General features: G+C 72.0%; 21 protein-coding genes and 1 pseudogene. 17 read left to right on the top strand and 5 right to left on the bottom strand.

Features of this window, described 5'->3' with window-relative positions; translation table 11 throughout:
* Positions 1-203 precede the first annotated feature (203 nt).
* From uvrC to whiA, 4 genes are read left to right on the top strand one after another with little or no spacing between them, the layout of a single operon-like run.
* Positions 204-2,213 carry an excinuclease ABC subunit UvrC gene (gene uvrC / locus AB0F91_RS10495; RefSeq protein ID WP_360596604.1) on the top strand — a complete coding sequence of 670 codons (2,010 nt, stop codon included), beginning with the start codon at positions 204-206 and terminating at the stop codon, positions 2,211-2,213.
* Positions 2,214-2,263: 50 nt separating this feature from the next.
* Positions 2,264-3,121 carry an RNase adapter RapZ gene (gene rapZ / locus AB0F91_RS10490; RefSeq protein ID WP_360597079.1) on the top strand — a complete coding sequence of 286 codons (858 nt, stop codon included), beginning with the start codon at positions 2,264-2,266 and terminating at the stop codon, positions 3,119-3,121.
* Positions 3,108-4,094: a uridine diphosphate-N-acetylglucosamine-binding protein YvcK gene (gene yvcK, locus AB0F91_RS10485; protein WP_360596602.1), complete on the top strand. Its 987-nt coding sequence runs from the start codon at positions 3,108-3,110 to the stop codon at positions 4,092-4,094. Before rapZ ends, yvcK begins: the two co-directional genes overlap by 14 nt.
* A 36-nt stretch (positions 4,095-4,130) precedes the next feature.
* Positions 4,131-5,123, top strand: coding sequence for a DNA-binding protein WhiA (gene whiA, locus AB0F91_RS10480; RefSeq protein WP_285968830.1), 993 nt, complete (start codon positions 4,131-4,133; stop codon positions 5,121-5,123).
* On the opposite strand, the gene AB0F91_RS10475 is transcribed toward whiA, so the two are convergent.
* Positions 5,120-6,016, bottom strand: a complete 897-nt coding sequence (locus tag AB0F91_RS10475; RefSeq protein WP_360596600.1) for a hypothetical protein — start codon at positions 6,014-6,016, stop codon at positions 5,120-5,122. The two genes, whiA and AB0F91_RS10475, sit on opposite strands and share 4 nt — an antisense overlap.
* An 85-nt stretch (positions 6,017-6,101) precedes the next feature.
* On the opposite strand from AB0F91_RS10475, the gene AB0F91_RS10470 reads away from it, so the two are divergent.
* Both AB0F91_RS10470 and AB0F91_RS10465 read left to right on the top strand, forming a co-directional pair.
* Positions 6,102-6,728 (top strand): hypothetical protein, encoded by a 627-nt coding sequence (locus AB0F91_RS10470; RefSeq protein WP_360596599.1) that lies wholly within the window; start codon positions 6,102-6,104, stop codon positions 6,726-6,728.
* A pseudogene (locus tag AB0F91_RS10465) lies at positions 6,721-7,122 on the top strand (hypothetical protein); the annotation flags it as partial. The gene AB0F91_RS10470 and the pseudogene AB0F91_RS10465, both read left to right, overlap by 8 nt.
* A 54-nt stretch (positions 7,123-7,176) precedes the next feature.
* On the opposite strand, the gene AB0F91_RS10460 reads toward AB0F91_RS10465, so the two are convergent.
* Positions 7,177-8,139: a sterol desaturase family protein gene (locus AB0F91_RS10460; RefSeq protein WP_360596597.1), complete on the bottom strand. Its 963-nt coding sequence runs from the start codon at positions 8,137-8,139 to the stop codon at positions 7,177-7,179.
* Positions 8,140-8,210: 71 nt separating this feature from the next.
* Between AB0F91_RS10460 and AB0F91_RS10455 the strand changes: the two genes are divergently transcribed.
* Positions 8,211-8,819 (top strand): TetR/AcrR family transcriptional regulator, encoded by a 609-nt coding sequence (locus AB0F91_RS10455; RefSeq protein WP_360596595.1) that lies wholly within the window; start codon positions 8,211-8,213, stop codon positions 8,817-8,819.
* A 1,032-nt stretch (positions 8,820-9,851) separates the two neighbouring features.
* Here AB0F91_RS10455 and AB0F91_RS10450 read toward each other — a convergent pair.
* Positions 9,852-10,079, bottom strand: coding sequence for a hypothetical protein (locus tag AB0F91_RS10450; protein WP_360596593.1), 228 nt, complete (start codon positions 10,077-10,079; stop codon positions 9,852-9,854).
* A gap of 78 nt (positions 10,080-10,157) precedes the next feature.
* Complete coding sequence (locus AB0F91_RS10445; RefSeq protein WP_360596591.1) at positions 10,158-10,595, bottom strand: PPOX class F420-dependent oxidoreductase; 438 nt, start codon at positions 10,593-10,595, stop codon at positions 10,158-10,160.
* A gap of 77 nt (positions 10,596-10,672) precedes the next feature.
* Here AB0F91_RS10445 and AB0F91_RS10440 point away from each other — a divergent pair, with 77 nt between their 5' ends.
* Genes AB0F91_RS10440 through AB0F91_RS10425 form a run of 4 tightly spaced genes read left to right on the top strand, consistent with a single transcriptional unit; the run spans position 10,673 to position 18,294 of the window.
* Positions 10,673-12,154: a hypothetical protein gene (locus tag AB0F91_RS10440; protein ID WP_360597077.1), complete on the top strand. Its 1,482-nt coding sequence runs from the start codon at positions 10,673-10,675 to the stop codon at positions 12,152-12,154.
* Positions 12,154-12,957, top strand: a complete 804-nt coding sequence (locus AB0F91_RS10435) for a hypothetical protein (RefSeq protein WP_360596589.1) — start codon at positions 12,154-12,156, stop codon at positions 12,955-12,957. Before AB0F91_RS10440 ends, AB0F91_RS10435 begins: the two co-directional genes overlap by 1 nt.
* 10 nt (positions 12,958-12,967) lie before the next feature.
* Complete coding sequence (locus tag AB0F91_RS10430; protein WP_360596587.1) at positions 12,968-17,446, top strand: hypothetical protein; 4,479 nt, start codon at positions 12,968-12,970, stop codon at positions 17,444-17,446.
* 38 nt (positions 17,447-17,484) lie between these two features.
* On the top strand, positions 17,485-18,294 hold the full coding sequence (locus AB0F91_RS10425; RefSeq protein ID WP_360596585.1) for a TIGR03620 family F420-dependent LLM class oxidoreductase: 810 nt from the start codon (positions 17,485-17,487) through the stop codon (positions 18,292-18,294).
* Here AB0F91_RS10425 and AB0F91_RS10420 read toward each other — a convergent pair.
* Positions 18,291-18,935: a LysE family translocator gene (locus tag AB0F91_RS10420; protein WP_360596583.1), complete on the bottom strand. Its 645-nt coding sequence runs from the start codon at positions 18,933-18,935 to the stop codon at positions 18,291-18,293. The genes AB0F91_RS10425 and AB0F91_RS10420 overlap by 4 nt on opposite strands.
* A gap of 72 nt (positions 18,936-19,007) precedes the next feature.
* On the opposite strand from AB0F91_RS10420, the gene AB0F91_RS10415 reads away from it, so the two are divergent.
* The 6 genes from AB0F91_RS10415 to AB0F91_RS10390 all read left to right on the top strand — a co-directional run bounded on the left by AB0F91_RS10415 (position 19,008) and on the right by AB0F91_RS10390 (position 24,849).
* Positions 19,008-20,183 (top strand): winged helix DNA-binding domain-containing protein, encoded by a 1,176-nt coding sequence (locus AB0F91_RS10415; RefSeq protein ID WP_360596581.1) that lies wholly within the window; start codon positions 19,008-19,010, stop codon positions 20,181-20,183.
* An 868-nt stretch (positions 20,184-21,051) separates the two neighbouring features.
* A complete protein-coding gene (gene gap, locus AB0F91_RS10410) occupies positions 21,052-22,056 on the top strand; it encodes a type I glyceraldehyde-3-phosphate dehydrogenase (protein ID WP_360596580.1) in 1,005 nt (334 codons plus the stop codon).
* A gap of 5 nt (positions 22,057-22,061) precedes the next feature.
* Positions 22,062-23,276: a phosphoglycerate kinase gene (locus AB0F91_RS10405; RefSeq protein WP_360596579.1), complete on the top strand. Its 1,215-nt coding sequence runs from the start codon at positions 22,062-22,064 to the stop codon at positions 23,274-23,276.
* Complete coding sequence (tpiA, locus tag AB0F91_RS10400) at positions 23,276-24,061, top strand: triose-phosphate isomerase (protein ID WP_360596578.1); 786 nt, start codon at positions 23,276-23,278, stop codon at positions 24,059-24,061. Before AB0F91_RS10405 ends, tpiA begins: the two co-directional genes overlap by 1 nt.
* Before the next feature lie 117 nt (positions 24,062-24,178).
* Entirely contained in the window at positions 24,179-24,409 is a 231-nt protein-coding gene (gene secG, locus AB0F91_RS10395) for a preprotein translocase subunit SecG (protein ID WP_360597076.1), read from the top strand.
* Between the two features lie 95 nt (positions 24,410-24,504).
* The gene (locus tag AB0F91_RS10390) at positions 24,505-24,849 is read left to right on the top strand and encodes an RNA polymerase-binding protein RbpA (RefSeq protein WP_360596577.1); all 345 of its coding nucleotides are present in this window, start codon (positions 24,505-24,507) and stop codon (positions 24,847-24,849) included.
* Positions 24,850-25,014 lie beyond the last annotated feature (165 nt).

Raw genomic sequence — 25,014 nt, 5'->3', positions numbered from 1 at the left:
GACGAAGGTCGCTCGTGTCCGAATCACCCGACTTCCGTCGGGTCGGGAGCACGCGATGGCGATGCGAGGGGCACCCGAAGGGCAGCGTTGGGCACTGTGCACCCGGGGCCCCGCAAATCTGTCAGGGCCGAGCCATGGTCCATCCATGCCCCCGCCGCCACCCTCAACGGAGGCACTACGTGCCACTGCGTAGATTCAGTGACGTGGCTGACCCGACCACCTACCGTCCCTCGCCGGGGAGCATCCCGGACGCCCCTGGCGTGTACAAGTTCCGCGACGCCGCCAAGCGGGTCATCTACGTCGGCAAGGCCAAGAGCCTGCGCAGCAGGCTGAACTCCTACTTCGCCGACCTCATGGGCCTGCACCCGCGCACGCGCCAGATGGTCACCACCGCCGCGAGCGTCGAGTGGACCGTGGTCACCACCGAGGTCGAGGCGCTGCAGCTCGAGTACAACTGGATCAAGGAGTTCGACCCGCGGTTCAACGTCCGCTATCGCGACGACAAGAGCTACCCGGTGCTCGCGGTGACGTTGAACGAGGAGTTCCCGCGCCTGCACGTCTACCGCGGGGCGCGCAAGAAGGGCGTGCGCTACTTCGGGCCGTACTCCCACGCGTGGGCGATCCGCGAGACGCTCGACCTGCTGCTGCGCGTCTTCCCGGCCCGCACGTGTTCCGCCGGCGTGTTCCGCCGCCACGGCCAGATCGGGCGGCCGTGCCTGCTCGGCTACATCGACAAGTGCTCGGCTCCGTGCGTCGGGCGGGTCAGCGCCGACGAGCACCGCGGGATCGTCGAGGACTTCTGCGATTTTCTCGCCGGCCGCACCGACGCGATGATCCGCAGGCTCGAACAGGAGATGTCCGCCGCGTCGGAGGAGCTGGAGTTCGAACGCGCCGCGCGGCTGCGTGACGACCTCGGGGCGCTTCGCCGCGCGATGGAGAAGCAGGCGGTGGTGTTCGGCGACGGCACCGATGCCGACGTGGTCGCCTTCGCACACGACGAGCTCGAAGCCGCCGTTCAGGTCTTCCACGTTCGCGGCGGGCGCGTGCGCGGCCAGCGCGGCTGGGTCATCGACAAGGCCGAGGAAATGGCCGTGCCGGACCTCGTCGATCAGTTCATCACGCAGTTCTACGGCGAGGAGTCAGACCGCGCGGCGCGCGACGGCGTCGACAGCGGCCCGGTCGTGCCGCGGGAGGTGCTCGTGCCCGAGCTGCCCGCCGACGCGGAAGCGCTGGGGGAGTGGCTCTCGGGGATTCGCGGCTCGCGGGTGCGCGTGCGCGTCGCCCAGCGCGGCGACAAGAAGGCCCTCGCCGAGACGGTGGCGCGCAACGCGGCCGAAGCGTTCACCCAGCACAAGCTGCGCCGCGCCGGCGACCTCACCGCGCGGTCCGCCGCGCTGCAGGAGTTGCAGGACTTCCTCGCGCTCGACAGCGCGCCGCTGCGCATCGAGTGCATCGACATCAGCCACATCCAGGGCAGTGACGTGGTCGCGTCGCTCGTGGTCTTCGAAGACGGTCTCGCGCGCAAGTCCGAGTACCGCCGTTTCGCGTTGCGCGAGGCCGCGGAAGAGGGCGACGTCGCGTCGATCGCGGAGGTCGTGCGCCGCCGGTTCCACCGCTATCTCAAGGAAACCGCCGAGGACGGCCCGGCCGAGACCGGCGACGGCAGCGGCGAAACGAACGAGGAGGCGATCGAATCCGCCCGCCCGGGCATCGACCCGGAGACGGGCCGGCCGCGCAAGTTCGCGTACCCGCCCAATCTGCTCGTGGTCGACGGCGCGGGCCCGCAGGCCACGGCGGCGGCCGACGTGCTGGCGGAACTGGGGATCACCGACATCGCGGTGGTGGGGCTCGCGAAGCGGCTGGAGGAGGTCTGGCTGCCGGCCGACCCCGACCCGGTGATCCTGCCGCGCACGTCCGAAGCGCTGTACCTGTTGCAGCGCCTGCGTGACGAGGCCCACCGCTTCGCCATCCGCTACCACCGCGAGAAGCGGTCCAAGCGGCTGTCGGCGTCCGAATTGGACAGTGTGCCCGGGCTGGGGCAGGCTCGGCGTACCGCGCTGATCAAGCACTTCGGCTCGGTGAAGAAGCTCAAGCAAGCCAGGGTCGAGGAGATCGAGGCGGTGCCCGGCTTCGGCAGGCGTACTGCGGAGGCCGTGGTGGCGGCACTGGCCGGGGAGACCGGTGCCGGCTCGGGAGGGGACAAGGGGTCGTGATCGGGGAAGGAACCATCGTGAGTGCGCAAGAGGACAACCGGGGAACCGGGATGGAGGTCGCCGTCGTCAGCGGCCTTTCGGGAGCGGGCCGCTCCACGGCGGCGAAGTGCCTGGAGGACCTGGGCTGGTTCGTCGTGGACAACCTGCCGCCGGAGCTCATCGCCACCATGGTCGAGCTCGGCGCGCAGGCGCGCGGCGCGATCACCAAGGTGGCCGTGGTGATGGACGTGCGTTCGCGCGCGTTCACCGACGACCTGGCCTCAGTGATCAAGGACCTCGACGCGCGCGGGTACAAGCCGCGCGTGTTGTTCCTGGAAGCCACCGACGCGGTGCTGGTGCGTCGCTTCGAGGCAGTCCGCCGCGGTCACCCGATGCAGGGCGACGGCCGGCTCGCCGACGGCATCACCGCCGAGCGCAAGCTGCTCGCGCCGCTGCGCGAGGAAGCCGACCTGGTACTCGACACGTCGGCGCTGTCGGTGCACGACCTGCGGGCGAAGATCGAGGACGCCTTCGGCTCCGAGGCGAGCACGCAGACGCGCGTGACCGTGCTGTCGTTCGGCTACAAGTACGGCCTGCCGATGGACTCCGACCTGGTGATGGACGTGCGGTTCCTGCCGAACCCGTTCTGGATCCCGGAGCTGCGCGACCACACCGGCCTCGACGGGGAGGTCCGCAACTACGTGTTGTCGCAGGAAGGCGCGGAGGAGTTCCTCGACCGCTACCACCAGCTGCTGCGCCTGATCGGCGCCGGATACAAGCGCGAAGGCAAGCGGTACCTCACGCTCGCCGTCGGCTGCACGGGCGGGAAGCACCGCAGCGTCGCGATCTCGGAGGAGCTCGCGCACCGACTGTCCAAGGAGGACGGAATGGCCGTGAAGGTGGTGCACCGCGACCTTGGCCGTGAGTGACGTACGCGCGGTCGCGCTCGGCGGTGGACACGGCCTGCACGCGACGCTCACCGCGTTGCGGCGGGTCACCCGGGAAGTCACGGCGGTCGTCACCGTCGCCGACGACGGGGGTTCGTCCGGGCGGCTGCGGCGTGAACTGGGCCTCCTGCCGCCGGGCGACCTGCGGCAGGCCTTCGCGGCGTTCGCGGCCGAGGACGGCGGCACGCTGTGGGCCGAGGTGTTCCAGCACCGCTTCGGCGGCGACGGCGCCTTGGCCGGCCACGCCGTGGGCAACCTCCTGCTGGCCGGCCTGTTCGAGGTGCTCGGCGACCCCGTGGCGGCGCTCGACGAGGCGAGCCGCCTGACGGGCATTTCCGGCCGGGTGCTGCCGATGTCGCCGGAGCCGCTGGAGATCGAGGCCGAGGTGAGCGGTCTCGACAGCCAAGACCCGGATGCCGTCCGCCGGATCCGCGGGCAGGTCGCGGTCGCGAGCACACCCGGCCAGGTCCACCGCATCAGCCTGCACCCGGTCGGTCGCCAGGCGCGGCCGCCGCAGGCCTGTCCGGAGGCCGTCGAGGCCGTGTTCGGGGCCGACGTGGTGTTCCTCGGGCCGGGCTCGTGGTTCACCAGCGTGTTGCCGCACGTGCTCGTGCCGGATCTGTACGACGCGCTCGTGCGCACGAGTGCCACCAAGGTGGTGGTGCTCAACCTTGTCCCCCAGCCGGGGGAAACTGCCGGGTTCTCACCGGAGCGGCATCTCGACGTACTCTTCGAACACGCCCCCGCGCTGCGGGTCGACGCCGTGATCGCGGACCGCGATTCCGTGCCGGACCCGGCAAGTCTGCGCCGGGCGGCGCAGCGGCTGGGTGGTCGCGCCCACCTGGGGGCGGTGGCCGACCCGGTCGTGGAGGGACGGCATGATCCTGATGCGCTCGCCCGGTGCATGCGAGAGGCTCTCGGCCTCGATGGGGGACACAGCGGGCACCGTGGCTGACGGCGGGCGCGCAGCGGAAGGCAGGAGGGGCAGTACATGGCGATGACCGCCGCGGTGAAGGACGAACTGAGCAGGCTCGAGATCACGAAGATCGGGCCACGCCGGGCGGAGGTCGCGTCGCTGCTTCGCTTCGCCGGCGGGCTGCACATCGTGGCCGGCCGGGTGGTGGTGGAGGCCGAGCTCGACACGGGTTCCGTGGCCCGGCGGCTGCGCAAGGAGATCCACGAGCTCTACGGCCACCAGTCCGACGTGCACGTGATCACCGCCAGCGGCGGCCTGCGCAAGGGCACGCGCTACGTCGTGCGCGTGGTGAAGGACGGCGAAGGCCTCGCCCGCCAGACCGGGCTGATCGACCAGCGCGGGCGGCCCGTTCGTGGCTTGCCCGCCGCCGTGGTGTCCGGCGGGGTCGCCGACGCGGAAGCCGCGTGGCGCGGCGCGTTCCTCGCCCACGGTTCGCTGACGGAACCCGGCCGCTCGTCGTCGCTGGAAGTCACGTGCCCGGGCCCGGAAGCGGCGCTGGCACTCGTCGGCGCGGCCCGGCGCATGGGTATCCAGGCGAAGTCGCGCGAGGTCCGCGGCGCCGACCGGGTCGTGGTGCGCGACGGGGACGCCATCGGCGCGCTGCTGACGCGCCTCGGCGCCCACGCGAGCGTGCTGCAGTGGGAGGAACGGCGCATGCGCCGCGAGGTCCGCGCCACCGCCAACCGCCTCGCCAACTTCGACGACGCGAACCTCCGTCGCTCGGCCCGGGCGGCCGTCGCGGCGGCCGCCCGCGTCGAACGCGCCCTCGACATCCTCGGCGACACCGCCCCGGACCACCTCCTGGCGGCCGGCAAGCTGCGGCTGTCCAACCGGCAGGCGTCGCTGGAGGAGCTGGGTCAGCTGTCCGACCCGCAGATGACGAAGGACGCGGTCGCCGGCCGCATCCGGCGCTTGCTTGCGATGGCGGACAAGCGGGCGAAGGACCTGAACATCCCGGACACGGAGTCCGCGGTGACGCCGGAGATGCTGGAGGACGAGGAGGCCTAGGAGGCCTGGGGCGTTCCCGGCGGCGTGGGGGTTCGGAGTCGGGGCCGGGGCAGCTTGAGCTCGGTCACCAGATCGCGCAGCCACCGCTGCGCGATCGCCGGTTCCTTCACGATCTCGCGCACCATCCGGTCCCGCACCCCGGCCGTCCGTCCCGCCGCCACGACCGCCAGCGCCTCGGCAAGGGCTTCGCGCGCCTTGTCGTCGTGCCGCGGCGCGCGGGCGTCCTCGGCACCCCAGCGCACGCGGGTGAACGAGCGCGTGAGCTTCGGTTGCCAGTTGCCGAAGTAGCTCCAGACGTTCGCGTCAAGGGAGACGTTGCGGCTGGCGCTGGTGGGCAGGCCGGCGGTCCAGTCCGCGTGCTGGTGCCAGCGCCAGGTCTTGGGGCTTGTCTTACGGCGCAGCGTGATGCCCAGGAACCGCACGCGCCGCCGGACTTCCGGCCACGCGACTCCGTCGTCTTCCGCCCACTGCCGGAGGATGCGGGTCAGGCATCCGAACGTGCCCCCGGACGAGACGAGGTCCGTGAGCACCACCGGCGGCCCACCACCCGCGAGTGCCGCGGGGGACAGCCCGGCGTCGGCGAGGTTGGCGCGCAGCTGGGCCGTTTCACCGGGCCGCATCGGGCCGAGCAAGGCGTGGTCGGCCATCCCCAGTGACCACGGCAGCAACCGCAGCCGGCTGCGATCGGTCAGCGCCCCGCTCAACAGGTCGTACACGCTGTCGGCCGACCGCCCGACGAAGTAGAGATCCCCGTCCTCGCTGCGCGCCAGCACCTTCGCCGCACACGTCGCGAGCTCGTCCAGGAACCACAACACGGGCGCCCCGGCAGGCAGGCTCCCCAGCTGGTCCGGGCGCACGAGATCCCAGCGATGGGGGCGGTTCGGTTCGGTCACCCTTCCAGAACACCATGCGGCGCAAGCGAATTCGCCCGCGAAAAGCGGTTGCGAGTCGACAGTGGACTGCGGGATCCTCACGCCTGTGTCGCTGTACGACTACTATCCGGCCGGCTTGACCTGGGTCGCGGTCGACCCCGCGACGCACCCCTTCGACGCCGAAGTGGCGGCCGGCATCATCGCGTCGGTTCCGTGGGCGGCGGACGACGACTGGACCGAAGGCGTGCTGGCGGCCCTCGACGAGCGGCTCGGTCCGTGGACCCGCGGCTGGGCCTGGGCCCGCGACGAAGGGGATTTCGGCGGCGGGCCGGTGACCGCTTGGTGCTGCGGCGCGCATTCCGTGACCACACCGACCGAAACGTCCGCGCGGGCCCTTACCGCGCTGCGCGAATGGCGCGGCTGGCTGGAGCGGCTCGCCGACCTGTTCCCCACGCACGCGCTCCCGGCCGGCTCCGAGGAAGAGCGACTGGCCGCGTGGGAGCGGGCTGTGCCCGTGCTCGTCGACAAGGTCGTGGACCGCACCGGCGCCGGGGACGCGTGGTACCGGCACTGTGCGCAGGTGCTGGAGTGGTTCCTGACCTACCACGGGATCGCCGACGTGGGCCTCGTCGAAGAAGCCATCGGCGGCCGGTTCCAGTCCTGGAGCGCGCCCGAGGACTCCGAGGTCACCGACCTCGCGCGGCGGATCGCGGCCGCCGACTCGGGTGCGTGACGATCTGCGGACCTGGCTCACGGTCCGCTCCGGCGTCGCGTGGGACGAAGTTCCCGACGTCACACCGCGGACCGGGGCCCGTGACGGCGTGGTCGAGTTCGCCGGCACCGTGGTGCGCCGTCGCGACGAGCGGCGGGCCGAGCGGCTGCTGGCCGCGCTTGCCCAGGTGGGGGCCGACGCCGGCCGGCCCCGCACCTTCGAGCTTCTCGCCGGCTGGCAGGACCTCGTGCTCGGTGAGCCGGCCGCGTTCCGCACCACCGCCGCGTTCGCCAAAGGCGGCCGGGAACGCTACGGCCCCACCACTCCCGCGGAGTTCGACGCGCACCTGGCCGACGCCCACGGCACTGCTCCGTTGCCGGCGCGCGTGGCGCGGGCGTATCTCGACGTCTGCTTCTTCCACCCGTTCCCCGACGGCAACGGGCGAGCGGCCATGCTCGCCGCGTACCACCTACTGGCGAGCGACGGCGTGACCCTCGACCGGACCGGGCCGCTGTTCGTGGTCAGCCGCCGCGCGGACGACGCGGCCGCGGCGGCCGGGCTCGCCCGGCTCGTCGGCAAGCTCGCCGCGCGGTGACCAGCCCGGCGGGCCGAACACGTATCCCACCCGGTCCCGCCAAGACGCAGCGTTACGAAGGTCCCGCAGGATCGAGCCGTACTCGTGGAAGCCGACCTTGAGCAGGTTGTAGGTCCCGATGTTCGTGGTCAGCCCGTACGTCGGCCGCTTGCCCTCGGGGACGAAGCTGCGGAAGAGCCGGTCCCAGACGATCAGGATCCCGCCGTAGTTCGCGTCGAGGTACTCGGCGTCACTGCCGTGGTGGACGCGGTGGTGCGACGGTGTGTTGAAGACGTACTCGAACCAGCGCGGCAGCTTTCGCACCTTCTCCGTGTGCACGAAGAACTGGTACACGAGGTCGATCGACAAGCCGGTGAGAATCATCCACGGCGGGATCCCGCACAGGGCGAGCACCGACCAGAACGGCAGCTGGAAGTACGGGGTCCACTTCTGGCGCAGGGCCGTCGAGAAGTTGTAGTGCTCGCTGGAGTGGTGCACCTGGTGCCCGGCCCACAGCAGCCGCACGCGGTGGCTCGCGCGGTGGTAGGCGTAGAACACGAGCTCCTGGCCCAGCAGCATGAGCGCCCACGTCCACCAGTCGCGCGGGTCGAACTTCACCGGCGCCAGCTCGAAGAACACGGCGAACACCACCAGCATCACGAGCCGGAACAGCGCGTTCACGCCGAGCGCGACCGTGCCCATCAGCATGCTCGTCCGGGTGTCGGCGGGGCTGTAGCCGACCACGTCGTCGTCGTGGCCGAGCACGTGCACCGCGACGATCTCGACGGCCACGAACAGCAGGAACACCGGGATTGCGTACAGCACGGGGTCACGCAGATGCGCCAGGAAGCCGGCCATGTCGTCCCCTCCCGAACGGAACTAACTCTGAGGTAACTTACCTCGGGGTCACTTACGGTAGGCTCGACCCCGTGACAGGGTCAAGGGCCGTCGGGACGAAAGGTGTGCCGCGCGGTGAGCGCGAGTCGCAGATCCTCGTGGCGGGCACCGAGGAGTTCGGCCGGGCGGGGTACGCGGGCGCGTCGATGGTGGAGATCGCGCGCCGCGTGGGCGTCACGAAACCCTTGCTGTACCAGTACTTCGGCTCGAAGGAAGGCCTCTACCTCGCGTGTCTGCACCGCGCGGGGGACCGGCTGACGGGAGGCGTGGCCGAGACCATGGCGGCCGGCGGTGACCCGGAGCGCATGCCGCTCGCGGTGCTGGCGGCGATCTTCGCGACGTTCGACCACGACCGCTACGCCTGGAAGCTCCTGCGCGACCCGACGGTGCCCGCGACGGGTGACATCGCCGCGGCGGCCGGCGACTACCGCGAACGGCTCGACGCGTTCGCCCTCGTCGGCGCCGGTCAGCTGCTGGGTTCGCGCGGGCTGTCCGACGCGCTGGACGTCGAGGCCCTCGCCCACGTCTGGACCGGCGTCGTGGACTCGCTGATCAGCTGGTGGATCGACCGGCCCGAGGAGACCGCCGCGGCGATGACCGACCGCTGTGCGCGCGTGATGGCCGGACTCTTCGGCTGGTGAAGTGTCCGCTGTGGACACCCCAGGCCGCGGCCGGGACGACCGGCGTCGGTACGGCAGTGATCACAGTGGAACGGGCCGAGCTGCCTCCGCGCTCCGGACCGTTGCGCGGGGTTCGTATCGACCATCCGGTTGGCTGTGCCGGGTCTCGTGCGCGTCGGCCGGGTGGTTGCGGCTGACTCACGGTGTCCCCTTCGGACCCGACGCACAGGCATCCGCAGCAGCTCGCCTCCTGCGCTCGCCGGCGCGACCGGGACGACCGGCGCCGCTCCGGTCGTCCCCGCCGCGGTCCGGGGCACGCGCCGCCGCGGAAAGCGACGACACTGGTGTGCGCCAGGGGTGACCGGCGCCGCTCCGGTCACCCCTGGCGCAGTCCTGGGTTCCGGCACGGGTGCGCGCTGCCGAGGAACGCCGCGCCGAGGGAACCCCCGCGGGGAGGGATCCGGCGGCTGCGGTACGACCGGGAGGGCGGAGCGAGGAGGTGCCGGGGTGGAGCCGCAGACTGGTTGAGCTCATAGTTAGGAAACTTTCCTATTTATTGGAAGAGATGACACCATCCCGGCCGGGGTGGTGTCAATACCGGACCGATCGATCACTGTCTGTCAACCGCGCGGCAGCTCGCCAGTGCCGGCCGGCCCGCCACGGGGATCGGCGCTCAGCCGAGCAGCCAGGCGAATTCTTCGCGACGGCCCAGTTCCGACACCGCCCGCTCGGCGACGTCCTTCGTCAACGTTCGGATCACGTTGAAGTTCTCCTCGAAGAACTCGACGGGCCGGGGATCTTCGCGGCAGTGGACCCCCTCGTCGAGGTCGTCCCAGCCGACCGCTTAGCGAGCCGCCGCAGGCCGTGGAAGGTGATGGGGAACCGCTGTCCGCCGCACTGCAGACAGGCGGACAGGTGCCGAGCTCGCCGATCCGCGCCCAGTAGCGCCGTCCGGCAGGTCCGGCGACCAGGCCGACGCACGCCCGGGGCCGAGCCGTAGCGATCAGTCCAGGTCACCGCCGCGCGCGAGCCGATCACCGGCTCGCGCGACCGTTACCAGGTCACTTCCGGTACCAGGACGACATTCGGCTCGTAGAACGGCGCCGACTCGTTCACGGGATCGGCGTCCTGGACGATCAGGTACGGGTCGTCGACGATCGCCGGGAACCGGCGCCCGGCGTGGTCGAGGGCGACGTGCAGCAGCACACCTCGGTCCGCGACGTCCGCCCAGGCGAAGTCGTCGAGGTTCTCGGGGAGGACCAACGTCCACCGGCGGTTCACACCGATCAGTTTCTCCGCCTGGTCACCGGGTCGGCGCTGCTTCGCCGGCGTGACCCGTGAAGAAGCGAGAAGAGAACTTCAGCCCGCGATGTCCGCGCGCGCGATCACCTTCGTGATTTTCGCCCGAACGAGCGATTCCTCCGGCACGGCGTTGCGCTTGCCGTACGCCTCGGCCTGGCCCGCGCCCATGTAGCGGCCGCCGAGCCGGGCCGCCCATTCGAGCATCTCGTCGAGGTCGTGGTGCAGGGTCGCCTCGGCCGTGAACTGCACGTAGGAATACGGCGGCTTCTGGTCGTCGACGGCCAGCGACAGCCGCGGCTCGCGACGCAGCGCCTTGCCCTTCAGCGTGTCCGTGCCCGTGGTGAACACGATTTCGTCACCGTCGGGGCCCTCGTTCAGCAGAAACCAGATCGGGGTGACGACCGGGGCGCCGTTGGCCCGAACGATCCCCAGCATCCCCGTCCGCGTGCCTTCGGTCGCGAAGGCCCACCACTCGTCCCTGCTCATCTCACGCATGTGGGTCACGCTAGCCGTCCGCGTGTGCGGGCGCCTGAGCAGGCCGACTAGCCTGGCCTGCTGTGCGAGACGACGACATGGGGTTCGCGGGCCTGGCCGACGAGGGGCTGACCCGCCGGCTGAAGGCGCTCGCGTGCACCGCGCCGCTGCACGACCTCGACGCGCGCAAGGCCAAGCTCGACTGGGCCGACGCGACGATCTACCAGATGGCCGAGATCGCGCTGCACACGATCGACCAGGTCACCATCGCGATGGACTTCGACACCGGCGCGGGCCACGACCGGGTCATCGATCGCCTGCTGCCGTTCATCGCGCAGCAGGCACCTTCGCGCATGCCCGAGGAGCACGTGCGCGTGGCGAAGTGGGTGCTCGACAACCTCATCAACGTCGGCACCACCGACCGCGGCTTCCGGCGCGTCTACGGCTCGATGGGCCCCGGCGGCTACCAGCGCCGCCAGTTCGACTTCAAGCTGCTCGTCGAGCTGGCCGCGCCCGACGGCGAGGTCTACCTGCGCGCCACCGACGAGGCCATCAACGTGCTCGTCGGCGCGCTGGACACCGACGTCGAGTCTGCCCAGATCGCGGCCGAGGTGAAGCTCGAGAACCTGATCAACCGCGGCCGGCTCGCCGACGCGAAGCTGGCGGCCGAGCAGGCGCGCTACCGCACCGTGCAGTACGGCGAGACGTTGCGCGCCAAGCTCGACGCCACGCGCCGCGACGTGCGCGCCGTCGACTGGGAGCTCGAGGTGCCGGACCTGATCGGCTCCGCGCTCGGGCACATCGAGTCCCGGTTCCGCGCGGAGAACGCGATCCTCAAGAACATCACCACCGCGCGCGACGAGTCGGAGGAACCGGACCACAAGCGGCGCGCGGCCGAGCTAGTGGACATCGTCGCCGACTGCATCCGCCGCCACACGCGGCTGCAGTCGCGCCTGGCCGCCGCCGGCGCCGTGTTCCGCGCCGAACAGGACCGCCAGCAGTTCTCCGGCCCGCCGCAGCGCGCGACGATCGACCTGTTCGGCCAGTTGCTCGTCCCGACGCTCGGCCTGCCACTGGCCGACGCCGTCGCGCCCGCCGAGCACTTCTTCCACGCGGTCGCGGGCATCACACCGCCCGGGGTGCCCGCCTTGTCCTCGCTCGTCTCGCTGCTGCTGCGGCCCGCGCCGGAGCGCGACCAGCTCGTGGGCGAGATCCCCGAGCCGGAGTTGATGCCGGCCGAGGACACCGACCGCTTCGGCGACGACGTGTGGCGCCTCGCCGACGACCTGCTCGACCTGCCCGAGGTGCCGCGCCGCCTGTCCGGTCTGCTGGAAGACGCGCGCCGCACGAAGCAACCCGGTCTGGCGACCCTGGTCGCGCTGCGCGCCCTGCACGCCTACAGTCCCGAGGTCGGCGCCGCGCGCCGCCAGGGGGAACGCCACGTGCTGCTGGCCGTCGACGACGGCACGCTGCTGGACGACCCCGAGTTCGGCGGTGCCGACCTGCTGCTGTCCACCGCCGAGGTCGAGCGCGCCGAAGAGAACACCGAAACCGCCGAAGACAGCGAGGAGGTCGCCTGATGCCCGTGACCCACACGAGCGTCGACGCCGAGGCCGCCGCGCGCCTCGTCGCGTTCGGCATGCGCCCTAAGCAGCTGCCCGCCCGCGACGTCGTCTACGGCGAGCTGGTGCGCCGCTACGCCGAGGACAACGCGTTCAAGGCCCTGACCCACGCCGTCGCGTCGGGCCTGGGGCTGATGGTGCTGGAGGTCAACCAGCAGGCGGGCGCAGTGCTGGCCGCCGTCGACGAGTCGATCTTCGAGATCAAGATGGACAACTACGCGCGCCAAGCCAAGATCCGCGAACGCCGCGAGACCGAGAAGGTCATCCACGGCCTCATCCACCTCGCCGCCGCGGCGCTGGCCTACCCGCGGCCCGACGACCTCGCCAACGACACCTACATCGGCCGAGTGAGCGTGGAGCAGGTCGACGCGATGGTCCGCGAGGCCGCGCGCATGCTCGACGAGCGCGCGCAGCAGGCCGAGGCCAACAACGACCCGCTGGCCGACGCGCCGGAGCTGGAGCAGGCCTGGCGCGCCTACGCCCGGCGCCCGGCCGCGGCGGCCACGAAGGACGGCCGCCTGGCCGCCGACACCACCCGGGGCATGGCCGCGCGAGCCCTGCGGTTCCTCGCCGACCAGGGGTTCCTGGTGCCGGTGAGCGACGAGCAGGGCGGCACCTACCGCACCACGCCGCGGTACCAGATCCAGGTGCGCGAGCTGGCCGCCGACGCGGCGTTCGACGACTTGCTCGCACTCGACGTCGTCGCGGTCGCGAGCGCGGGGGGAACGCTGCGCGCGGCCTCTTCGGACACGTTGCAGTAGAGGGGATTCGATGTACGAGCTTTCGCGGGTCCGCCTGCACTCGGTGGGCCCCGCGGGCGCCCGCTACCAGGACGTGGTGCTGGACTTCAGCGGCGTCGGCGCCACCATCACCGCGCCGAAGCAGGACGCGTTGTTCAGCGCCGGCATCCACGCCGGCGGACCGGTGCGCCGGCCCTCGCCCGCGAGCGTGCTGTTCCTGGAGAACGGCGGCGGCAAGTCGGTGCTGATCAAGCTGATCTTCTCCGTGATGCTGCCCGGTCGCCGCCAGGTGGTGGGGACCACGAGCACGAAGGTGCTGGAGAAGTTCGTGGCGGCCAAGGACGTCTCGCACGTGGCCCTGGAGTGGCTGCACGTGGAGACCGGGCACCGCGTGATCACCGGCAAGGTCTCGGAGTGGCGCGGGCACGTGACGTCGGCGGACTCGGAGAACCTCGTGGACTCCTGGTACTGCTTCCGCCCCACGCAGGAGCTCGGCCTCGACTCGCTGCCGCTGACCGACGACGGCCGCCTGCTCACGATGTCCGGCTTCCACGACCGGATCGCCGCGGCGGCCATGGCCGAGCCGGAGCTGGAGCTGTCCTGGACGCGGCGCCACCACGAGTGGACCGGCCGGCTCGACTCGCTCGGCCTCGACACCGAGCTGTTCCGCTACCAGCGCGCGATGAACGCGGGCGAGGGCGAGGCGGCCGACGCGTTCCAGTTCTCCACCGACGAGGCGTTCGTGGAGTTCCTGCTGCGCGCAGTGCTGTCGGAGGACGAGCCGAAGGACCTCGCCGAGGTCGTGTCGACGTATGCGCACAACCTCGCGCAGCGCGGCGATCTGCTGGCGGAGAAGGACTTCGTGGAGGGCGCGATCGAGTTGCTCGGCCCGCTCGCCGACGAGGAGGGCGTGGCCGCCGCGTCGCGCCGGATCGCCGAGTCGGCCCGCGCGGACCTGCGTGAGCTCGCCGGCCGGATCCACGCGCGCAACGAGCTGGAGAACGCGCGGCTTTCGGGGCTCGAGGAACACGTCGACGAGGTGAAGTCGGCGGAGAAGCTCGCCGAGGGCGACCACCGGCGGCTCGCCGCGGGCGTCACGGAGCTGCGCCGGCTCGTCGCCGTGCTGCGGCTGGAACAGGCGCAGGAAGCGCGTCAACGCGTGGACGCCCAGCTGGCCGACGCGAAGACGGCGGCCGAGGCGTGGCGCGAGACCGCGACCGTGCTGAACCAGCTGAACGCCTCTCGGAAGGCGAAAGACCTGCGCGAGCTCGTCGGGAACCGCGAGGAGAAGGCGAAGCCCGCGCTGGCGGCCCGCAACTCCGCGGCGTCGGCGCTGGCGCGTGGTCTGACGGCGCTGGCGCGCGACGCACAGCGCCAGGCGGACAAGGCCGAGGCGCACGCCGACGCGTTGCGTGCGGAGGCGGAGAAGGCGCAGACCGATCGGGACGAGGCCGCGAACCTGGCGGCGTCAAGGCGGGCCGAGGCGCGCGGGCTGTCGTCGCGGATCGCCGAGCTGCGGGAGGAAATCTCGGCGTCGGTCCGGAGTGGACTGTTGGCGGCCGGTGCGGATGTCGCGGAAGCCTCGCGCGCGGCCCGCGTGGAAGCCGACGAGTCGGCGGCCGAGCTGGGCCGGCGGGAGCAGGAGCTCGACCGCGCGGCGGAGGATCTGCAGGCGGCGCAACGGGCCGTGAACGAGGCGAACCAGCTCGCCGGGTCCACGCAGGACCGCCTGGTGCGCGCGGCGGAGGACCTCGACCGGGCGCACCGGCGGACGGACGCGCTCGCCGTCGAACCCCGGCTCGTCGAGCTGCTCGGCGCCGACGACGTGCGCCTCGAAAGCGACCTTCCCGTTTTGTTGCAACGCCTTCGGGAAGCGAGCGCGGCCGTCGAGAAGGAGCAGACCGCGCTGCGGATGGAGGAGTCGGCCGACGAGCGCGCACTGGCCGCGCTCGGATCCGGCGGGCTGCTGCCGCCGCCGCACGACGTGCAGGCGGCCCTGGACGCCTTGGAAGAAGCCGGGATCACGGCGTGGTCGGGCTGGCGCTACTTGTCCAAACTGGACGCCGGCCGCCGCGCCGACGTGCTGGAGCGACTGCCGCAGCTCGTCGCGGGCGTGCTGCTGAACGACTCCGCGCAGGTGCCGCGGGCGCGTGAGGTGCTGGCGGCCGGGCGGCTGCTGCCCAGCGCGGTGATCGCGGTGGGCACCACCGAGGCGTTCCAGCGCGACGACGGCGGGGCCGCGGCGGGCGTGGAGTTCCTCGTGCCGCCGAACCCGGCGATGTACGACGAGGAAGCGGCCGACACCGAACGCGAGGCCGTGGCGCTGCGGCACGCCGAACGCCAGCGGCGGCTGGAGCAGTTGGCCGGCGCGCTCGCCGCCGACGGCGCGCTGACGTGGAAGCTCACGACCTGGCGCGAGGACTACCCGGCCGGGGCGATCGCCACGCTCGCCGAGCAGGCCGAAAGTGCCCGCGTGGCCCGGGAAACCGCGCAGACGGCGCTGGCGCAGGCCGAGGCGGAGTTCGCGCGGCTGAGCGAGAAGGCGGCGGCGCTGCGCGAGCGCGTGCCGGCGCTGCGCGTGGCCGTGGCGGCGAGCGAAGAGAAGGCCCGCCGGCTGGGTGAGCTCTCGACCCGGGCCACCCGCGTCGCCGAGTGGACCGAGGAGGTCGAGCGGGCCACGGAGATCGCCGAGCGCGCAGAGGCCACGGCGGCGGACGCGGCGGCTCGCGCCGCGCGGCTGCGTGAGCAGGCAGGGGAGGAGCAGCGGACCGCGGACGGGCACCGCCGCACGGCGACCTCCGCGCGGTCCGAGCTGGCCGGGGTCCCGGGCGCCGCCGAGGTCGCCGACGACGCCGAGGCGCCGGCGGAACCCGTGGACGCGCTGCGGCGGACGTTCGCGTCGGCCTCGGAGGCCTACGCGAAGGTGGCGGTCGGCAGCGACCTGCGCGCAGAGCTGGAGCAGGCCGAGTCGGCTGAAGCCGCGGCGGGCTCGGCGCTCGAAGCGCTGGACGAAGCCGTGCGCACGCGGGCGGCGGAGCTGCTGGAGACGCCGGACGGTTCCGACGCTTCGGCTCGCGCGGCCGCGTTGGCCCGCGCGCGCCGCGTGGTCGACGCCGTGGAGGAGGACCGCACCGAGGCGATCGGGCAGGTGTCCACGCGGCGGGCGGAGCTCGACGTGCTGCCACTGCAGACGGGCGCGGCCTCGCCCGCCGAGCGCCCCCGCGACATCGAGCACGGCCTGGAGCTGATCGACGCCGCTTCGCTGGAGGTCTCGGCGGCGGCCCGCACGTGGGAAGAGCTGCAGGAACGGCGCGCGGCGGCGGAGGCGACGCTGGACGCGGCGAAGGCGTCGGCGTCGGGCTTCGGGCTGCTCGGCGAATCGCTCGCGCATCTGCTGCCGGAGGACCCGGCCGAGGCGTACGACGGGGACGTGGAATCGGCTCGCGCCAAGCACTCGCAGCTCAACACCGTGCTGACGACCGCTCAGGAAGCCGCCGACGCGGGCGACCGCCGGGTGCGCGCGGCCGCGGACCAGCTGGCGCAGTACGCCACGGAGAAGCGCTTCGAAAAACTGAGCACGCCCGTGCGCCAGCAGGTGATCGCCGTGAAGCGAGACCAGCTGCCCGGCCACGCGGCCGAGTGGGCCGAGGCGCTGCGGCCGCGGCTGCGCACACTGACCGACGACCTCGCCCAGATCGACCGGCACCGCGGCGGCATCATCACGCGCCTGCAGGGCATGGTCGACGGCGCGCTGCGCACCCTGCGCTCGGCCCAGCGCGTGTCCCGGCTGCCCGACGGCCTCGGTGACTGGTCGGGCCAGGAGTTCCTGCGCATCCGCTTCACCGAGCTCGAGGACAACGTGCTGGCCGAGAAGCTCGGCGAGGTCGTGGACGAGGCCGCGGTGGGCAAGACGGCCGACGGTCGCGACGTGAAGCGCGACGGCCTTTCCCTGGTGCTGCGCGGCGTGCAGGTGGCCGCGCCCAAGGGGTTCCGCGTCGACATGCTCAAGCCGGACTCCGTGCTGCGCACCGAACGCCAGCGCGTGTCCGAGATCCGCGACGTGTTCTCCGGCGGCCAGCAGCTGACCGCGGCGATCATCCTGTACTGCACGCTCGCGGCGCTGCGGGCGAACAACCGCGGCAAGGCGCGCAACCGCCACTCCGGCGTGCTGTTCCTCGACAACCCGATCGGCCGCGCGTCGGCGGGTTACCTGCTGGAGCTGCAGCGCGCCGTCGCCGAGGCGCTCGGCGTGCAGCTGATCTACACGACGGGTCTGTTCGACGCCGGCGCGCTCGCGGAGTTCCCGCTGATCGTCCGCCTGCGCAACGACGCCGATCTGCGCGCCGGGCGCAAGTACCTGTCGGTGGACTCGACCATCCGCAACTCCCTGGAGGACCTCGGCGAGCCGGACGGGGTGGCGCGGCTCTCGGCGACGCGGATGTTCGCGAAGGTGAGTGAGCCGGTCCCCGAGCCGGCCGAGGATTCCGCTGTGGACGAACAATCCGCGTGACGCGGAACAGTGCCGAGACCCGGGGAGTTGCCCCCGGCATGAGCGAACTGGGCCCCCTGGGTGCCGCGACACCTGCGTTCGGCATCACGGACTCGGCCGCCGCGGTGGATGCGGCCGTGCGGTTGGAGGAACTCGGCTACTCCACCTTGTGGGTGCCAGGCGGCCAGGGTGACAACCTGGCGCTCGTCCCGGACCTCGTCCGCGCGACGCGGCGGATCACCGTGGCCAACGGGATCCTCTCCGTGGGCCAGGTCCCGGCCGACGCGGTGGCGACGGTGTACCGGTCACTGGCGGCCGCGCACCCCGGCCGCTGGCTGCCCGGCATCGGCGGCGCCCACGGCCCCCGTCCCCTCGCGACGCTCTCGGCGTACCTCGACGAGCTGGGCGCCGAGGTCCCGGCTTCGCGGCGCGTGCTGTCCGCCCTGGGCCCCCGCATGCTCGAACTGGCCCGCGACCGCGCTTCGGCCGCGTACCCGTTCCTCGTGACGCCCGATTACGTCGCCTCCGCGCGCGAGCTGCTCGGCCCCGGTACAGGCCTGGCGGTCTTGGTCACCGTCGTCGCGGAGCCCGACCCGGCCCGCGCCCGCGACCTCGTGCGCGGCGGCTCGCTGCGTTTTCTGGCCGGCGTCCCGGGCTACGCCGCCAACTTCCGCCGCATGGGCTTCACCCCCGCCGACGTCGCCGACCTCTCCGACCGCCTCGTCGACGGGGTCGCCGTCCACGGCTCCTTCGACACGGTGGTGGCCCGGCTGCGCGAGTATCTGGCCGCGGGCGCCGACCAGGTGGTCGTGTCGCCGGACGGCCTGCCCGAACCGTGGCACGGCGACCTGGTGGCCGCGCTGGGTTAGTCCTTCCGGCCGGTGAACGCGAGCGTCGCGCCGAGGCCGATCATCACCAGGCCGCCGGTGCCGCCGACGAGTTCGAGGCGGCGTGGCGAGCGGGCGAACCACGTGCGGGCCGTGCCGGCGACCAGGGCCCACGCGGTGTCCGACGCGAGCGCGATCACCGGCAGGCAGAGGCCGAGCAGCAGCATCTGCGCGGGCACCGAGTCGGCGGCCGGGTCGACGAACTGGGGCAGCAGCGCGGCCAGGAAGACGATGGACTTCGGGTTCGCGAAGCCGACGATGAAGCCGTCGCGCAGCACGGTCAGCGTGCGGCCCGGGGTGGTGCGCACGGCCGCGGCCATGGCATCGGCGAGCCTGCGGCGCTTGCGGATCGCCTGCACGCCCAGGTAGACGAGGTAGAGCGCGCCCGCGAGCTTGATCGCGGTGAAGACGGTGGCGGACGTCGTGACGACCGCGCCGAGCCCGAACGCGATCGCCACCACCTGTGTGTAGACGCCGGTGGCGTTGCCCAGCACGGTGAGCAGCGCATCGCGGCGGCCCACGGTGAGCGCGCGGCTGATGGTGAACAGCACGCTGGGCCCGGGGACCACGACCATGAGGAACGTCAGGGCGGCGAAGGCCGCGAAGTGCGCAGGCGTGACCATCTCCCGAGCGTAGAACGCGCGGCCGGGCCGGAACGAGACGTTTTTGTCGGAGCCCGCTGGTACAACGAGGGCGTGAAGCTCTCCCTCGCGCAGCGCCGCGCCCGGCTCGGCGTGCGCCACCACCTCGCGGCTCCCGCGGCCACCGTCGAAGAAGCCGCGACCGGGGTCGTCGCCCTGCACGCGACCGACCCGGCGTCGGTGTTCCTCGCCGCGTGGGCGCGGGTGCCGGATGTGGGCGTGGCCGATGTGGAGCGCGCGCTGTACGAAGACCGAACGTTGGTGCGGCTCCTCGGCATGCGCCGCACGGTGTTCGTCGCCGAGGTGGCCACGGCGGCGCTCGTCCAGGCCGGCTGCGCGAGCGATATCGCTGTGAAACAACGAAAGCTGCTCGAACAGCACCTCGGCACGGTCGGGCACCCCACCAACGTCGAGGATCCCCCGAGCTGGCTCGCCGACGTCGCCGCGAGCGTCGAGAAAGCCTTGCGCGCCAGGGGATCCGCGACCGCGCAAGAGCTGGCCGACGACGAACCGCGCCTGCGCCAGCAGCTCCACATGGCCAAGGGCAAGCCGTACGCGGCGATCGGCAACGTCAGCAGCCGCGTGCTCTTCCAGCTCGCCGTCGACGGCCGCATCGTGCGCGGGCGCCCGCGCGGCAGCTGGCTCAGCACGCAGTACCACTGGGCCCCGCTCGACGGGTGGCTCCCCGGCGGCCTGCCCCCGGTCCCGCCCGCCGACGCCCGCGCCGAACTCGCGCGGCGCTGGCTGCACGCCTTCGGCCCGGCGCCCGTCGCCGACCTGCGCTGGTGGACCGGCTGGACGGCCGGCCAGACCAAACAGGCCCTCGCCGCCGTCGCGCCCGTCGAGGTCGACCTCGACAGCGGACCCGGCCTCATCCTGGCCGACGACCTCGAGCCCGTCGCCGAACCGGCCCCCTGGGTCGCCCTCCTCCCCGCCCTCGACCCGACGCCCATGGGCTGGTCCGCCCGCGACTGGTACCTCGGCCCCCACCGCCCCGCCCTCTTCGACCGCAGCGGCAACATCGGCCCCACCGCCTGGTGCGACGGCCGTGTCGTCGGCGCCTGGGCCCAGCGCCCCTCCGGCGAGGTCGCCCTGCGTGTCCTGGAAGACGTGGGCGCGGAGCGCACGGCCGCCCTGGAAGCCGAAGCCGCCCGCCTGACGACGTGGCTGGGGGAGACGCGGGTGGTCCCGAAGTTCCGCACCCCGGCCGAACGCGAGCTGTCCACCTGAGCGCGCCGACGAGCGGCCCCGGCCGTACGGCATCACCGCCGGCGCGGCCGGTCACCGCGCGAAGCGCTCGACAGGAGCGGCCCCGGCCCTCGGCGCGGCTGAGCCGGCCGGCGCCGGGGCCGGTTTCCGGCCTGCCCCGCCGCGCTCCTGACTGACGCCTGGCCGGTCCTGCGTTTGGGAGGCTGGCCGCGCACGTGCGACGCCTGGCTGACCCGTGTTTCGGTGGGCTGGCCGCGCACGTGCGACGCCCGGCTGGTCCTGTGGTTTGGTGGGCTGGCCGCGGACGAGGCGACGCCCGGCTGGTCCTGTGGTTTGGTGGGCTGGCCGCACGTCGGTGAGGCGTAGCCGATCCTGTGTCTCGGTGGGCCGACCGCGCACCGGCGGGGCGCGGCTGGCCCCATGCCTCGGTGAGCTGGCCGCGCACAGCGGCGCCGGCCGGTCCTGTGTCTCGGTGAGCCGGCGGCGTACCGGCGGGGCGCAGCCGCCCCCAGGCCTCGGTGAGCCGGCTGCACACCCGCGACGCACGCCGCGGCCCGAAGCGGCCCCGCACGCCCGCTCACGTCGCGCCCCGGCCCGCCCCGATCCCGACCTTCCGGACTCCGCCCACCCGTCAGCCACCGCGTGAACCACGGCACCAAGACCGATCAAGCGCCTCGTCCGTGCCCCCTCCCGTGACACCGCCGGATTTCCTGTCGCAAGCTCGTGAGCTGGCTTCTTAATCGATTCTTGACGGGTCGGCGCAGTGGTGGAAGTCTCGTCGGGGCAGTCAGGGTCGGCCGTGCCCGCACGCTAGGGTTGCGCCGAGCCCGGAAGTCTTCCGGGGCGTGGGCCCCGGTTCGGAAACACAGTGATAAGAGGAGTGGCAGCAGTGACCGTTCGCGTAGGTGTCAACGGCTTCGGCCGGATCGGCCGCAACTTCTTCCGCGCCGTGAAGGCGAGCGGTCACGACATCGAGGTCGTCGCGTTCAACGACCTCGGCGACGTCGCGACGATGGCCCACCTGCTCAAGTACGACTCCATCCTCGGTCGCTTCCCGGGCGAGGTCAGCCTGAGCGACGACGGCATCGTCGTCGACGGCAAGACCATCAAGGCCCTGGCGGAGCGCGACCCGGCGAACCTGCCGTGGGGCGAGCTGGGCGTGGACGTCGTCGTCGAGTCGACGGGCTTCTTCACCAACGCCGACGCCGCGAAGGCCCACATCGCCGGCGGGGCCAAGAAGGTCATCATCTCCGCGCCCGCCAAGGGCGAGGACCTGACCATCGTGCTGGGCGTCAACGACGACAAGTACGACGGCTCGCAGGTCATCATCTCCAACGCCTCCTGCACCACCAACTGCCTCGGCCCGCTGGCCAAGGTCCTGCAGGACGCGTTCGGCATCGAGCAGGGCCTGATGACCACCATCCACGCGTACACGCAGGACCAGAACCTGCAGGACGCGCCGCACAAGGACCTGCGCCGCGCCCGCGCCGCCGCGCTGAACATCGTGCCGACCTCGACCGGTGCCGCGAAGGCCATCGGCCTGGTGCTGCCGGAGCTGCAGGGCAAGCTCGACGGTTACGCGCTGCGCGTCCCGGTGCCGACCGGCTCGGCCACCGACCTCACCGTCACGCTGACCAAGTCGGCGACGCTGGAAGAGGTCAACGCCGCGTACAAGGCCGCCGCCGAGGGCGCGCTGTCAGGCTACCTGCGCTACAACGAGGACCCGATCGTGTCGGCCGACATCGTCACCGACCCGGCGTCGTGCATCTACGACGCGCCGCTGACCAAGGTCATCGGCAACCAGGTCAAGGTCGTCGGCTGGTACGACAACGAGTGGGGCTACTCCAACCGCCTCGCCGACCTGGTCAAGCTCGTCGGTTCGAAGCTCTCCTGAACCCGATGACGGTCAAGAACCTCGAAGACCTGCTGAGCGAAGGCGTTCAGGGCCGCTACGTACTCGTGCGCAGCGACCTGAACGTCCCGCTCGACGGGGCCGAGATCACCGACGACGGCCGCGTCCGCGCGGCTCTGCCGACGATCGAGAAGCTCGCCGGAGCGGGCGCCAAGGTCGTCGTCACGGCGCACCTGGGCCGCCCCAAGGGCGAGCCCGACCCGAAGTACACGCTCGCGCCCGTCGCGAAGCGGCTGGGCGAGCTGCTCGGTGCCGAGGTCCCGCTCGCCGGCGACCTCGTGGGCGACTCGGCCAAGGCGCTCGTCGGCGGCCTCGCCGACGGCGGCGTCGCGCTGCTGGAAAACGTGCGCTTCGACGCGCGCGAGACCAGCAAGGACGCGGTGGACCGCTCCGAGCTGGCCGCCGAGCTGGCCGCGCTCGTTCCCGGCGGGGCGTTCGTGTCCGACGGGTTCGGCGTGGTGCACCGCAAGCAGGCCTCGGTCTACGAGATCGCCGCGGTGCTCCCGGCCTACGCGGGCGGTCTCGTGCTGGCCGAGCTCGACGTGCTGAAGAAGCTCACCGACGACGTCAAGCGCCCCTACGTAGTGGTGCTCGGCGGTGCGAAAGTGTCGGACAAGCTCGGCGTAATCGCCAACCTGCTGACGAAGGTCGACCGCCTGCTCATCGGCGGCGGCATGGCCTACACCTTCCTCAAGGCACAGGGCCACGAGGTCGGCCAGTCGCTGCTGCAGGCCGACCAGCTCGACCAGGTGTCGGGCTTCCTCGCCGAGGCCGAGAAGCGCGGCGTGGAGCTCGTGCTGCCGGTCGACGTGCTGGCCGCCACCGAGTTCGCGGCCGACGCCGAGCACGAGGTCGTGGCCGCCACGGCCATCCCGGCCGACCGCCAGGGCCTCGACATCGGCCCGGCCTCGCGCGAGCTGTTCGCGAGCAAGCTGGCCGACGCCGCCACCGTGTTCTGGAACGGCCCGATGGGCGTGTTCGAGTTCGAGGCGTTCTCGGGCGGCACCCGTGCCGTCGCCGAGGCGCTCGTGAAGAGCGCCGCCTTCACCGTGGTCGGCGGCGGTGACTCGGCGGCCGCGGTGCGGCAGCTGGGCCTGCCCGAAGACGGCTTCTCCCACATCTCCACGGGCGGCGGCGCCTCCCTGGAGTACCTGGAGGGCAAGGAACTGCCCGGCGTCTCGGCGTTGGAGGAGAAGCACTAGTGGCACGCAAGCCGTTGATCGTCGGCAATTGGAAGATGAACCTGAACCACCTCGAGGCCATCGCCTTGGTTCAGAAGATCGCCTTCGCGTTGCCGGAGAAGTACTACGCGAAGGTGGACGTGGCGGTGCTGCCGCCGTTCACGGACATCCGGAGCGTGCAAACCCTCACCGACGGCGACAAGCTGTCGCTCACCTACGGTGCGCAGGACGTGTCCCCGCACGACTCCGGTGCCTACACCGGTGACGTGTCGGGCCTGATGCTCGCGAAGCTGGGCTGCACCTACGTCGCCATCGGCCACTCGGAGCGGCGCGAGTACCACGCCGAGACCGACGAGCTGATCTGCAAGAAGGTGCGGGCGGCCATCAAGCACGGGATCACGCCGATCCTGTGCGTCGGCGAGAAGCTCGAGGTCCGCGAGGCCGGCGAGCACCACGCGCACGCGACGACCCAGCTGCTCGAGGGCCTCAAGGGGCTCAAGGCCGAGCAGGTCAAGGGCGTCGTCGTGGCGTACGAGCCGGTATGGGCCATCGGCACCGGCCGGGTGGCGACGCCCGCCGATGCCGAGGAGGTTTGCAAGACCATCCGTACGGTGCTGGCGGAGAAGTACGGCGACGAGGTCGCCTCGGCCGTTCGGGTGCTTTACGGCGGTTCGGTGAAGTCGGGCAACGTGGGCGAGCTGGTGTCCTGCGAGAACATCGACGGTGCTCTCGTGGGTGGCGCGAGCCTCGACGGTGACGAGTTCACCAAACTCTGCGCACTCGCGGCGGGTGGCCCCCTGCCCTGATCGAGGCCACTACCGGGTAACCTGTGTATCCGGTCCGTCACGCAGCAGTGGACGAGTCCAGGGGTACGGTGAAATCGAGCCGTACCCCTGCATTCTCCGATGAGCACAGAGGATGACATGAAGCTGTTCCTGCAAATCCTGTTGATCGTCTCCAGCGTGCTGCTGGTCGTGGCCGTGCTGCTCCACCGCGGCCGGGGTGGCGGTCTGTCGTCGCTGTTCGGCGGCGGTATGCAGTCCAGCCTGTCGGGCTCGAGCGTGGCCGAGAAGAACCTCGACCGGATCACGCTGCTGCTGGGTGCCGTCTGGCTGATCAGCATCGTGGGCCTCGGCCTGCTGCTCAAGGTCTGACCGGACTCCCCGCTCGGGGCCGGCGAGTCAGGGGCTCCGTGTGCATCGGCGTGCCTATTGGGGGGCGCGCCGCCGATTCCTAGGTGTGAGGATTCATGGTTGGCGGTAACGCGATTCGTGGCACTCGGGTGGGTGCCGGTCCTTCGGGCGAATCGGAGCGGGGTGATTCGGCGCCGCGGCGCCGAATCTCCTACTGGTGCGCAAACGGCCACGAGGCCCGCCCGTCGTTCGCGATGGAGGCCGAAATCCCCGACGAGTGGGACTGCCCGCGTTGCGGTCTGCCCGGCGGACAGGACGAGCAGAACCCACCCGCCGCACCCCGCACCGAGCCCTACAAGACGCACCTCGCGTACGTGAAGGAGCGCCGCAGCGACGCCGACGGCGAAGCGATCCTCGCCGAGGCCCTCGAGCGGCTGCGTCAGCGCCGGGAACTGATCTAGGTTTTCCTGTCGGAGACCACCGACCAGTCCGATTCGGTTCGGAACTGGCCGGTGGTTTTCGCGTTTCCGGGGCTTTTCGGCGAGTGTTCGGCTTTTCGGCGGGTGTTCGAGGTGTGTTGATGCCGACCCTGGTGCTGGTGGCACCTGGTGCTGGCGGTGCTGGTT

This window comes from Amycolatopsis sp. NPDC023774 (genome assembly GCF_040639695.1).
GTDB lineage: Bacteria > Actinomycetota > Actinomycetes > Mycobacteriales > Pseudonocardiaceae > Amycolatopsis.
The sequence above is the reverse complement of the archived record's forward strand: the minus strand, read 5'-3'. Positions and strand labels throughout refer to the sequence as shown.